The organism is Chryseobacterium sp. ZHDP1 (genome assembly GCF_018603435.1).
Classification (GTDB): Bacteria; Bacteroidota; Bacteroidia; order Flavobacteriales; family Weeksellaceae; genus Chryseobacterium; species Chryseobacterium indicum.
This window is the reverse complement of the sequence record NZ_CP075682.1, coordinates 3859479-3871664: the sequence shown is the minus strand read 5'-3', so window position 1 is coordinate 3871664 and position 12186 is coordinate 3859479. Positions and strand designations below refer to the sequence as shown.

Below are 12186 nucleotides of genomic sequence, written 5' to 3'. Positions count from 1 at the left end.
GGATGAGCTTTAATCTTTTTACATTCTATTTAGAGGCTTAAAAAAGCATATCCGAAAGAGAGAACAGAAATTACGATTCCTGCCATAAAAATCTTATAGGTAATGGATAAAAGCCTGTATTTTCTGTCTAAAACCTTTCCTAAAAAATACAAATCTTTCACCATAGAATCATAGATATAATCGCGGTCTTTGATGAGAACATTCATTGCATTCTGATAATCATCAAAAATCATCCTGTTGAAATTTCCGAAGAATAAAAGATTCACCTTTCTGTCGGCAACATCCTGTAAGCTGAATTTTGCTTTAGTTACATTCGGTTTTGTGGATAATATGGCAAAAATGATGGTAAGAACCGCAGATAAAAGCAGGATAAAACTCGGAATAATAAGATGTGAATTCTTAGGCGTATCCAGCTTCGGAACCAAAACAGAAAGACAAACCGAAATGATGATGGCATTTACAGAAAGAAGGATATTCGCTTTGCTGTCGGCAATATCACTCAGTCTTGTATGGTTGCTTAAAGTGACTCTGAATAAAGTATCTACACTTCTGTCGGATTTCGGTTCTTTTTCCTTTGACTTTTTGTTTTCAGAACTCTCTTCTTTATCCTCATCTTTTTCCAATTTCTTTTTAATTTTTTTGATGTTCTTCTCCTTCAAAGGCTGCCATTCTTTTTTTGCATACTCTGTATAGAACTGATGTTTATTTTTCAGCATATCCAGATTTCCGGCATTCCATTCGTCGTTAGAATAGCATCGTACATTGGTTAGCTCCCACTCTTTTCTCAATGCATCGGAAATATCGTTATAATCGTGGCTTGCAAAATGGCTGCAGTCTGCGTCTTTCACTATTTTTTCCAGAAGATTTTGCGGAACGTACGTTATTTTAGTTGCTAAAATAAGCTTGGAAACATCTTCGATATAGTTTTCGGGATAGTTTTCCTGCTGCAGAAAATCTTTCATAATCTTTACTCCTGCTTCTTCATGATTTTTGGCACACTCTATGTAACCTGTATCATGAAACCAGAGAGCCAGAATCACTTTTTCCTGATCTTCATCAGAAACCGGAGTGTTTTTGAGAATTTCTTCGGCCTTATTTACTGTAAAGGTAGTATGTATAAAATTATGATAAGAATATACTGAAGATAGTTTATCTTTGAATAAGGTTTCGACATAGTCTTTGGCTTTTTTTAAAATATTCATCATCGAAATTTTATTAATGTAAATTTATGAATTTATCCTTTAAAACTCATCTAAAAAATACTTCTGTTATTATCAGAGTAGCATTGTCTGCCGGAGTTCTCTATTCCTGCGCAACATATAACGTAAAAAAGGGTAAAAACTTATCTGAAATTAAAAATTCTGATATAAAATCTGACAGCGATTTTAAAATATTCCTCATCGGAGATGCCGGAAATGCAGATGAAGCACAGGCACAGAATACTCTGAATCTGCTGAAAAGCCAGCTGGAAAAAGCTGACAGCAATTCAATGCTGATCTTTTTGGGCGATAATATCTATCCGTCGGGAATGCCGAAAAAATCTGATAAGGATTATGCTCTGGCAAAACAAAAACTGGAAGATCAGTTATCCATTGCCAAAAACTTTAAAGGAAAAACTCTGGTGATTCCGGGCAATCATGACTGGTATAACGGACTGGATGGTCTAAAAGCACAGGAAGAACTGGTAAAAGATTATTTAAACGATAAAAAAGGATTTTTACCAAAAAATGCGTGTCCCATTGATGACATCAGCCTGACAAAAGACATCAAACTGATTGTTATAGACACAGAATGGGCTTTGGTAAACTGGGACAAATATCCGGGAATCAATAAAAACTGTGATGTTAAAACGCGGGAAGACCTTTTCACGGAGTTTAAAGATTTAATTAATAAAAATCAGGACAAAAGAATTATCGTTGCGCTTCACCACCCGATTATCAGCACCGGAACTCATGCAGGATACACTTCTGTGAAATCCAATCTTTTCCCTCTGAATAGTAAAATCCCGTTACCCGGACTTGCAAGTGTTATTAATATCGTAAGAAGTTCATCGGGTGCAAATCCGGAAGATATCAACAACCAGCATTACGCAGATTTAGCCGACAGATTAAAAAGTATTGTTCAGGAAAAGGAAAATATTATTTTTGTTTCCGGACACGATCATAATCTTCAGTACCACGAATTCAGAAACATAAGACAGATTATAAGCGGTGCCGGTTCTAAGGTAGATCCTGCAACCATTGGCGAAAAAACAGATTTTTCTTACGGAGGAAGCGGTTTTGCTGTTTTAAATATCAGAAAAGATAAAAGCTCGGATGTAGAATATTTTTCAACAAAAAATAATTCGCCGGAACTGCTTTCCCATATTAAGGTGATCGATAAGCCGAAAGAATTCGTTAACAGTTATCCGGATTCTTTCCCTCCGACAGTTATTTCTACCATTTATCCTGAAAAGTTAACGCAAAAAGGAAAGTTTTATACATGGCTTTGGGGAGAACATTACCGAAAATATTACGGAATGCTTATTGAAGCTCCAACCGCCAATCTTTCTACGCTGGACGGAGGTTATATTCCTTTCAGAGAAGGCGGCGGAAACCAGTCTAACAGTTTAAGGCTGAAAACGCAGGACGGACAGGAATTTGTGATGAGAGGTGTTAAAAAAAGTGCAATCCGTTTTCTGAATAATATGGCTTTCAAGAAAAGCACCTTCGGAAACGAGCTGGATAATACATTTCCTGAAAAGTTCCTTTTGGATTTCTATACCGCCAATCATCCGTTTACTCCATTTGCTGTCGGAAATCTGGCAGATAAAATTCATCTTTACCACAGCAATCCGAGATTGTTTTATATTCCCAGACAAAAAGCTCTGGGACATTACAATCTGAATTATGGTAATGAATTGTACATGATCGAAGAGCGTTTTTCATCTGATCCGAAAACTCTGGCATCGCTTGATGATGCAAAAGATATTCTTTCTACAGATGATGTACTGAAAAATTTAAACAAAAATTACAAATATTCTGTAGATAAAGAAACGTATATCAGGGCAAGAATTTTTGATATGCTGATCGGAGACTGGGACAGACACTCCGACCAATGGAAATGGGCAGAATATAAAGATGGAGATAAGGTAATCTACAAACCGATTGCAAGAGACAGAGATCAGGCTTTCAGTAAATATGACGGGGCTGCTTTTAAGATCATCATGAATATTCCGGCAATACGCCATATGAAAACATTTAAAGATGATATTAAAAATGTAAAATGGCTTGCTATGGAACCCTATCCTCTGGATCTGATTTTCTTAAAAAGCTCTACTAACGAAGACTGGATTGCTCAGGCAAAATACATTCAGGAACATTTATCGGATAAAGATATTGATGAAGCCTTCACCAATCTCCCGAAAGAAGTTCAGGATGAAACCATTGCAGACATTCAAAGAAAGTTAAAATCAAGAAAAACAAAACTTGAAACTTATGCTTCACAATATTACGATGTGCTGCAGGAGAAAGTTCCTTTAACGGGAACGGTAAACCCGGACAAATTTGTGATTACAAAAACGGCAAATACCGTTAATGTAAAACAATATAAACTTGATAAAAACCAAGAAAATCCGGAACTGGTTTTCGAAAAAACATATGATGATTCCAAAACAAAGGAACTCTGGATCTACGGACTTGAAGATGACGACATATACGAAGTTTCCGGAGACGGAAAACCCAAAATGAACATCCGGCTGATAGGAGGCTACAATCATGATACGTACAATGTTGCCAATGGAAGCAAAGTAAAGATTTACGATTTTAAATCGCAGAAAAACACCTACAATACAAAAGGAGCAACAAAAAATATTTCCGACGATTACGATATTAATACCTATAACTACAAACATCCGAAATATAATTTTTTTGCGGGATATCCAAATGCAGATTACACTCCGGATGACGGAGCAATTCTCGGTGTATTACTGAATTATACCGTAAATAATTTTATCCGTTCTCCGTTTACCCAAACGCACAGCCTGAAAATTAATTATTACACAGCTACAGGCGGCTTTAATGCATATTATAAAGGGATTTTCAAAAAAGCAATCGGAAGCTGGGATTTTAATCTTGATGCAGGATTTACAACACCGCGCTTCGCAGAAAATTTCTTCGGATTGTCTAATGAAAGTATTTATGATAAAAAAGAAGATGACAGAAGATTCAACAGGGCAAAGATCTCTAAAATAAATTTTGCTCCTTCTGTTTCCCAAAAAAGCTGGAATAATATTTTCAACCAGTTTCAGCTGACTTTTGAAAATAATAAAGTACAGCGGAACGGAGACCGTTTTGTAGATCTTTCGCCGGATGTAAGACCCGAAGTTTTCGATAATCAGCAGTTTGCGGGAGGAAATTATACATTTAGTTATAAAAATCAGGATAACAACGCGTTTCCTACTTTGGGAATGGAATTTAAAGTAAATGCCGACTGGAAAGCAGACCTTGCCGATACGAAGCGGAACTTTTTAATCTTAAAAGGTACCCTCTCCATCAATCACAGGTTAGACAACCGCGGCAATTTCGTACTTGCCAATTCCAGCAACGGAATGTGGATTAACAATAATAATTTTGATTTTTATCAGGCTGCAGCAATCGGTGGAAACAACGGAATGAGAGCTTTCCGAAACGACCGATTCTCAGGAAAATCCTATTTCACCAATAATTCGGAGATCCGATGGGATTTTGGCAGGGTAAGAAACAATATTGTTCCTGCCAATATGGGGCTTTTACTGGGCTATGATGTCGGAAGAGTATGGAACGATCATGAAGATTCAAAAAAATGGCATCAGTCTGTAGGAGGAGGACTATGGCTGAGCATTGTAGAAATGTTCTCCGCGAGACTGAATTATTTCTACGGAAGCGACGGAGGAAGAGTTTCAGGAGGCGTGGGAATGACTTTTTAAAATTATAAAATAAAAATCCGCAGAAAGTTTCTGCGGATTTTGTTTTATTTAAAGAGGAAATTTATAAATGTTCCCTCCTTCTTTTCCATCCTTTTCATCGGCAATTAAAACTGTTCTATCGTCAAGATATAGAATAGCTTCTTTTTGAGAATTGTGGTTCAAGGGATGTTTCTGCAATATATAGGTTTCAAAATTTTTATCAAAAAAGGAGGAAAGTACATAAACATTTTTATGAGTGAGCAATGCTACTTGATTTTTGCTGTTGATAGCAGCAGAAGTAATTGCCGCATCGCTGTATCCTCCGGAAAGTTTCAGTTTTCCGATCAGTTTTGCTTCAAAATCTCCTGCTTTGTTAGGAACCTGAAAAACTAAAAAAGTACCATCGAAACCTTTGCTTCTGTTCTTGGTGAAAAGGTAAAAATTTCCATTCATCTCTACAAAAGCCTCACAATCATACAGCCAGTTGGATTTTTTTGGCGGAAATTCCGTCTGTCCTTCGTAATGAAATGTTGTGGTCTGGATTACTTTTGTGGATTTTTGTGAGGCATCTTTTAAATCAACTTTTAAAATGGATAAATTCTGCCTGTCGTTATCATTATTACCAAAATCGCCAATGTAGATATTTCCGGCGGCATCCTTCGTAATATCTTCCCAGTCGTGGTTTTCTGCGTTTTCTACCAAAACGTCACTCGTGAAATTTCCTTTTCTGTCCAGTCCGTAAATGACGTTTTTATTTCCTTGATCTTCAATTGCCCAGATGGTATTGTTATCCTGAGACAAAGTAATACCGGAAACTTCCTTTAGTTTTTTAGGCAAAGGAAATTCCACTTTCAGATCATCGGTTTTGGGAGCTTCCTGAGCTTTGGGATTACAGCTCAGCAATAAAAATGACGATAAAACGACGATGCGCAACATATTTATTTTTTTAATTTTTTAAACTGAAAATAAGAGAACCTTATATTTTTCTCTAATTTATTAATAATCTGCTGATGATGGAGGAAAAATCCTGCCGCCAAACCAATAAGACTTCCGATAATGGTATCCAATAATCTTGCCTTCATTAAAATTTCCACATCATGATGAATTTCACTTGCTGTTTCCGCCAGAAGAATCGTTAAAGGCGTGATGAAAACCACTGCAAAACCGTAGTTTCTTACAATTAACAATTCAATAATAAACTGTAAAACGGTGATGATAACAATCATGACGATCTTTTCGGGATTAAAAAGCAGAATCACCCATGCCAAGCCAATTCCGATGAAAGTTCCCAGAATTCTGTGCATATTTCTCTGTCGCACGTGCTCAAAATTCCTTCCCTGCATAATGGCGACTGCCGCAATGGAAATCCAGTAAGTATTTTTAAATTCAAGCAAATAACCAATGATTAAAGTAAGCGCCATAAAAAACCCGATGATGGTGCTTTCCACAAATTTTGTATATCTTCTTTTGTTGAAACTTCTTCTCGGTACGGTTACCACTTCGCTTTTTTCAATAAAAACGGAGTACAGAAAAGCGAAGGAACAGGAAAGGATTGCTCCCATTGCAACCAGTCCTACTCTTGTGGGGATCATTTCCAGATCAAACTTATAGGTACTCGCCATTGCTGCGACCATGATAAAGAAAAAATTTCCCGGCGGCGGAATTTTAAAATACGAAGAAATAAAATGCGCCAGAAAAGAAATAACGGCAACCGACAGCGCGGCAAAATAAATATTAAACCCGAAAAAAGAACTTACCGTAAAAGAGAAAACAATTCCGAAAGCACAGATCGCGAGATGAATCATTCTCTGTGTAATCGGCGCCGAAGTAAAATATAAAATCGTTAAAGCACCTAAACTCGAAAGCGCGCCGTAATTCGGTTTTCCTAAAAAATATCCGATGAAAAGACAGCTTCCGATGCACAGCGCGGCAAGAAAAGGAAAATGCCATTTCCTTTCCCTCTGCTTAAACTCCAGGAGATACTGAAATCTGTTCTGCGTCGGGTTCTGTACCTTCATTTACTGTAAACGTTTAGCTTTTTCCCACAAAACATCCATTTCTTCCAGAGACAGATCGGCAAGATTCAGCTCCTGTTCCACAGCTAAAGCTTCCATTTTCTGAAACCTTGAAATGAATTTAAGATTAGTTCTTTCAAGCGCAGAATCGGGATTGATTCCTGAAATTCTGGCATAATTGATTAATGAGAAAAATACATCGCCCAATTCCTGCTCTTTTTTATCCAGATCTGTTTCCGCATGAAACTCCTGAATTTCTTCATCCACTTTTTTCCACGCATCTTCCGCATCATGAAATTCGAAACCGATTCCTTTTACCTTATCCTGAATTCTGTAGGCTTTTACCAGACTCGGCAGACTTTTCGGAACACCGCCCAGAATAGATTTGTTGCCTTCTTTCAGTTTCAGTTTTTCCCAGTTCTGTTTTACTTCCTCTTCATCTTTCACTTCCGTGTCTCCGTAAATATGAGGATGGCGGAAAATTAATTTTTCGTTCAAAGAATTAATGACATCTGCAATATCGAAACTTCCTTTCTCAGAGCCTATTTTGGCGTAAAAAACCAGATGAAGCAGCACATCTCCCAACTCTTTTTTTATTTCCTGCAGATCATTCTGCAAAATGGCATCCGAAAGTTCGTAGGTTTCTTCCAGCGTTAAATGGCGGAGCGATTCCAACGTCTGTTTCTGATCCCACGGACATTTTTCGCGCAGATCGTCCATAATGTCTAATAATCTTCCGAAAGCTTCCAGTTTTTCCTGTTTGGTATTCATAATCGAGAATTCAAGTCTTACAAATTTACGGGAAATCTTTGTGAAAGTTCTTCTGTCCTGGAATAAATGAGGATTGTCGTTGGCTTCGGCTCCGCTCAGCCAAGGCTATTGCTCGTTCCTTTGTGATTCTTGGTTTTATTCTACAGACCATTGCAGTTGGCTGAGCGGAGTCGAAGCCAACTGTTTTGCTCATCCCATTTTAATTTTCGGTTTTATTCTACTGACCACCATAGTTGGCTGAGCGGAGCCGAAGCCAACGGTTTTGCTCATCCCATTATGATTCTTCGTTTTATTTTACAGACCATTGCAGTTGGCTGAGCGGAGCCGAAGCCAACGGTTTTACTCGTTCCATTTTGATTCTTCGTTTTATTCTACAGACCATCATAGTTGGCTGAGCGGAGCCGAAGCCAACATTACAATTCATTACATTTTGCGGTTGGCTTCGGCTCCGCTCAGCCAACCGATTACGCTTAGCCAACCTTATCCCTTCATCTTTTTTTGGCAATTTTCCACAATCAGCGGGGCGGCTTCCAGTAATTTTATGAGCTGGAAGTAGGGAATAATGATCTTCTTTTCCGTGTCACAACTGAAATTTCCCAACGAGAAATAAGCTGTTGCCGACAGAAAATCATCAAAATCCTGCAAAGTGCAGACTTTAAAAGTGTTCTGAAATACGCGCAACGGATTCCGTTGTTCTTTTTCTGAAAGGCTTATTGCTGTTTTTGGAAAACTGACTTCCGATGAAATTTTAAACTTCCTTTTTTTAGCTTTTTTAGCGATCTGATGAGCGACGAGAATGAATGACCGTAACGATTGATATAAATGGAAAATTTCGACAGGTTCTTTTGCGATTCGGGTGTTTTTCTGTACTGAAGATTGTACCATTTCATTGAGGGTTTCTTTCGTTGCAGCAAGATCATTGAACTGGAAAAAGGTTTCCAGTAAATTTATGGCGGTATGTTTTCTCGTTCCTGACCAGAATTTGGCTTCGAAATCTGTTTTTTTCTTTTTCATGAGCTGTTTTTGGGTTATCGTTTTTTATGAATTTCAACAGGTTGGTTTTTAATAGGTTAGATTTTCTCAAACGCGCGAAGTTGTTTTAAAATAGTATGCTTTAAGGCGCAAAGATTTTATCTGCGATAAAATTCATCATCAACATTATAAAAGAAAATCTTTGATTTTCTCCTTGCGTCTTAAAAGAATAGGACTTTTATCAAACCTTGCGCCTTAGCGTTTTTCCAATATTTATATAGATTCTTATTATTAAATTTAAACATCATCCTTTATTGAAAATCTTTGATTTTCTTGCGCCTTAAAAGATTTGAGATTAATAAAAAAACTTTGCGCCTTAGCGTTTTTCAACAAGAATATTCTTATTTATAAAAAAGCTTAAACAAGCCCTTTAAAAAATTCTAAAATCCGTTTGTTTTGATGGCAAAACTTTGCCAAATGGAACAACAGCGCTTCCCGATCTTTGGCAAAGAAACCTTTTGCATTTTTTAAATTCCTTTCGGGATGAAAATAATTTGGAAAATTAAAAGAAAGCCAGTACTTTTAAGGGTGATTTTTAGCGTACTTCGGCTTTCCTTTTGGCGTAAAGGAATTTCGAAGGGTAAAGGTTTTTGGGTAAAACTGTACTCCGGCTTCCTGCGTTTGCGGGCAGTCCCGGTGTAGCGCTGTTGTTGGTTTTGCAGCAGAACTCCGTTTATTCGGGAGGGGCTGAAAACAGCAGGGTTGAGATCTTCTTTTTCATCATCTGTGTATTTTGAAAATTTGTACCTGAAACCTATCCAAAGACCGCATTTTTACCGATGAAAAAGTGCTGAACTTTTTGTTGTCGGTTCGGAATGCGTCTTTTCAATCGGTCTTTCGAGGCTTTTGCTAATTCGCTGATACAAATGTATAAAAAATAAATTAAACTCTACTATGGTGGAGTAAAAAAATATGAATAAAATTTTTTCATTTGAAACAACTCAGTTTGATTTTGATTTTATAGAACACGTAAAATCATTAAGAAAATCTAATAAATGGTCACAAGAAGAACTTAGTATCAGAATGGGAGTTTCAAAGACTTTTGTTGGAAATGTTGAATCTTATACACAACATCAAAAGTATTCAACCCGCCATATTTCATTACTGGCAAAAGCATTCGGCTACAAAAATATTTCCGAACTCATGGACTTCCCCACTCCACAACACGACCGAATTAAAGTAACCGTGAAGCAGGTTTACAACGAAACCGGAACAAAGGTGATGGAAAGTGAAGTGGTGGGAATTGAGGGGATTGAATAAAAAAACTCCTGAGTTTTCAGGAGTTTTTGGTTAATGTATAATGTAAACTTATTATTTCAGTTATAAAATTCTATCGTTTTTTGAGATTTTATATTCTAGCTAATAGTTTTATTTAAATCAATATTAAGTAATGCCTAATTTATCTATGATTATTTTTTTTCCGTCAATTATGAACACGAAATGTTTTTCAGAATTTTCTATCAATTCTACTTTTCCATAGTGTAATTGTCTGTGGTGGTTCGCACAAACTGTCATTAGGTTTGTCATGCTTAAAACTCCCATTTTTACTTTCGAAACAGGTTCAACGTGATGCGTTTCAATGTAGATCTCATCATTTTCCTTAATGAATGAGTTCGTTAAAGTTCCTAATGCCTCGCATACAGAGCATCTGTAATTATTTATTTTTTTTATTTTTTTTGAAATCGCTCCACGTTCAATAAAATTTGAAATACGTTGTTTTATTTCAGGCTGTTGTCCTTTCATTTTCTTTTCAAGTTTTTCAATATCTCTTATTGTGTCCGCAGTTGTATCGGCTATAATGCTAATAAAATCCTGTAAATCAAATTCTTCTTTTGTTAACATTTCCAGTAATGGGAATTTATCAACAAAATATCTCAACTTAGTATTACTTTGATTCAATGATAATGCAAGTTTTATAATATTAAAAACATTATCAGAATTTAAATAATTAAATCCTTGTTGTGAAATTTTTTTTCCTTTTGGCAATAGGTTATGAATTTGGGCAATATCATTGTTAATAACTACTGGATTTTGAAAATAAATAATATCTTCTGGAAAAGCCTTTATATTTCCGCTGTCATATTTATTATAAAGTTCGTGTTTTGAATTGCGAGTAAACCACTGACCAAAAATAGGAAAGCCATAAAAACCAATTATTGTTTTACGATTAGCATTTTTATAGTCACTACTCGTAAAAAAAACAATCTGAACATTCTGAGAATTATTTACATCAGGTGGTCTATTGAACATTGGAGTATAACCGATGTAATAACCATCATCCTCTACTGGAAATTTATCGTGTCCAAAATTCAGACTTTCATGCATATGACCATGATCTTTTACATAATCATATTTTGATGTTTTTAAATCTTCTTCAGAAGGATGATCTGCCCAATCATTGCTATTCCAAGAAATAGATGAAAGTATTCCATAATTTAATATTGTGCTTTCAGTTTGCTTTACTTCCATATTTTCTATATTGATTAACGAAATTTATTTGAGTATAAATTGGCTAGAAAAATTCTATTGTTTTACAGTCTAACCAGTAGCAAAAACTTTTATAAAAATCAAAAATTGTAATAAAAAAAAAGTGATCAAAAGTTTTACACAATATTTCTAAAACATATCATAGAACTATTGGTTATTAACGATTGGGGCTAATTCTTTTTTTAATTCTTCAAACTCTTCTTTGCTCATCATATCAATTTCTAATAGTTCTTTTGCTTCTTTCAGTTTTGCAATCGCTTCTTCTCTTGTCATTTTTCTGTTTTTCAAAAGAATTTCTCCCGACTCAATACCCAATTCGGTATCCATTACACTTAAAAATTTATTTATTCCAAAAGCTCTACCATTTATTTCTCCTAAAATCATAACTACATATAATGGTTTATTTTTACTGCCTCTATGATATGTTTTTATTTCATGCACTATGACTTTCGTATTCTTAAAACTGTTATCTGCCATGTTTTGTGCATCACCATTCATAGCTGACATAATACTTCCAAATCCAGCGGGTCTACCCAATTGTATAAATTCGTAGGTTTTCTTTGAAGTGCTTCGTGATTGTGCTATCCCTCCTCTTAATCTATTACCATAGCTGCCTGAATAAGTTCTTGTATTCGTTTCTTGAGAGGTAGGAGCACCTAATATTAAGGTATCACCTACTTTAACACTATTTTTATCATTGGTAATATATTCCTTGATTTGAGTTCCATTTTTAACGGAATTGAAAAAATTTATATCCTGAGTATTATCGTAAGTCAATAAATTAATTTGTTCTTGAGCCTGAATAGTAATTATTGATATTAGAATAGTAAAAAAAGTAATTGTTTTTTTCATAGTTATTAATTTTTATATTTATTATACTTAATGCTTTTAACATTAGACAATGCATAAGTTAATCTACAATATAAAGAAATTTAAAAGTATTTATAAGCAATCAAT

At 35.6% G+C, this 12186-nt stretch carries 9 protein-coding genes; 2 read left to right on the top strand and 7 right to left on the bottom strand.

Features of this window, described 5'->3' with window-relative positions; all coding sequences use genetic code 11:
* Window positions 1-29: 29 nt before the first annotated feature.
* Window positions 30-1202: a Pycsar system effector family protein gene (locus KKI44_RS17820; RefSeq protein ID WP_214591184.1), complete on the bottom strand. Its 1173-nt coding sequence runs from the start codon at window positions 1200-1202 to the stop codon at window positions 30-32.
* A gap of 26 nt (window positions 1203-1228) precedes the next feature.
* On the opposite strand from KKI44_RS17820, the gene KKI44_RS17815 reads away from it, so the two are divergent.
* The gene (locus KKI44_RS17815; RefSeq protein ID WP_214588562.1) at window positions 1229-4945 is read left to right on the top strand and encodes a metallophosphoesterase; all 3717 of its coding nucleotides are present in this window, start codon (window positions 1229-1231) and stop codon (window positions 4943-4945) included.
* A 48-nt stretch (window positions 4946-4993) separates the two neighbouring features.
* Here the strand turns inward: KKI44_RS17815 and KKI44_RS17810 are convergent, their stop codons facing one another.
* The 4 genes from KKI44_RS17810 to KKI44_RS17795 all read right to left on the bottom strand — a co-directional run bounded on the left by KKI44_RS17810 (window position 4994) and on the right by KKI44_RS17795 (window position 8724).
* Entirely contained in the window at window positions 4994-5860 is an 867-nt protein-coding gene (locus tag KKI44_RS17810) for a hypothetical protein (protein ID WP_214588561.1), read from the bottom strand.
* A 2-nt stretch (window positions 5861-5862) separates the two neighbouring features.
* The gene (locus tag KKI44_RS17805; RefSeq protein WP_214588560.1) at window positions 5863-6942 is read right to left on the bottom strand and encodes an FUSC family protein; all 1080 of its coding nucleotides are present in this window, start codon (window positions 6940-6942) and stop codon (window positions 5863-5865) included.
* Window positions 6943-7710, bottom strand: coding sequence for a nucleoside triphosphate pyrophosphohydrolase (gene mazG, locus KKI44_RS17800; RefSeq protein WP_214588559.1), 768 nt, complete (start codon window positions 7708-7710; stop codon window positions 6943-6945). It lies immediately after the preceding gene.
* A gap of 480 nt (window positions 7711-8190) precedes the next feature.
* On the bottom strand, window positions 8191-8724 hold the full coding sequence (locus KKI44_RS17795; RefSeq protein WP_214588558.1) for a hypothetical protein: 534 nt from the start codon (window positions 8722-8724) through the stop codon (window positions 8191-8193).
* Between the two features lie 930 nt (window positions 8725-9654).
* Here KKI44_RS17795 and KKI44_RS17790 point away from each other — a divergent pair.
* Window positions 9655-10002 carry a helix-turn-helix domain-containing protein gene (locus KKI44_RS17790; RefSeq protein WP_214588557.1) on the top strand — a complete coding sequence of 116 codons (348 nt, stop codon included), beginning with the start codon at window positions 9655-9657 and terminating at the stop codon, window positions 10000-10002.
* A gap of 123 nt (window positions 10003-10125) precedes the next feature.
* Here the strand turns inward: KKI44_RS17790 and KKI44_RS17785 are convergent, their stop codons facing one another.
* On the bottom strand, window positions 10126-11211 hold the full coding sequence (locus tag KKI44_RS17785) for a hypothetical protein (RefSeq protein ID WP_214588556.1): 1086 nt from the start codon (window positions 11209-11211) through the stop codon (window positions 10126-10128).
* Window positions 11212-11376: 165 nt separating this feature from the next.
* Window positions 11377-12081 (bottom strand): hypothetical protein, encoded by a 705-nt coding sequence (locus KKI44_RS17780; RefSeq protein ID WP_214588555.1) that lies wholly within the window; start codon window positions 12079-12081, stop codon window positions 11377-11379.
* Window positions 12082-12186 lie beyond the last annotated feature (105 nt).